Source organism: Vibrio sp. 1078-1, assembly GCF_033340475.1.
Genome location: NZ_JAWOWM010000619.1, coordinates 1 through 588, shown reverse-complemented (window position 1 = coordinate 588; position 588 = coordinate 1). Strand labels below are relative to the sequence as shown.

At 45.2% G+C, this 588-nt stretch carries 1 protein-coding gene; it reads right to left on the bottom strand.

The features are described from left to right. Positions 1-588 (bottom strand): TonB-dependent receptor domain-containing protein (locus tag R7190_RS29140; protein ID WP_318138104.1); only part of this gene is annotated, 588 nt, incomplete at both ends.

Sequence of the window (588 nt, the reverse complement as noted above, 5' to 3'; positions counted from 1 at the left end):
CGGTAGTCAGCGGATACAAAGTACTGACGCCCAGGAGTTGCGTAACCTGAGTACATCTCGTAGTTTTTATCGAAAGCGTTGCTTAGTTTGGCGTTGATGTCCCAACTTGAGTTTACAGCGTAAGAAGCGGTGAAGTTCCATAGGCTGTAGCTCGGTAGTCTTGTACTACCATTAAAGCGCTCACCTTGGTAAAGATACTGCGAGCCCAACGTCCATTGGTCAAATGTCGCATAAGCATTCCACTTAGCACCGCGCTTGGAGCGGTATGCTAGTTGGGTATCTTCTGCACCCGACTTGTCGACAGGATCTTTGTAATCTAGGTAGAACTCATGAGAGACAATATCAGTATCGAGTTTAACTTCTAGTTCGATACCTTTAATCTCAGCTTCACCAATGTTTTGCATGCCCGCACCTTTCCAGATCAGCATGTTTTCAATTTGGTTGTAATACCCAGTTACAGTCCAATCAACAATCGATGCCACACCAGATAACGATAGTTCCGTGTTTTTTGTCTCTTCAGGCTTTAAGTTCGGCATTTCATAGCCAGGGTAATACAAGTCAACAAAGCTAGGCGCACGGAATGCAGTG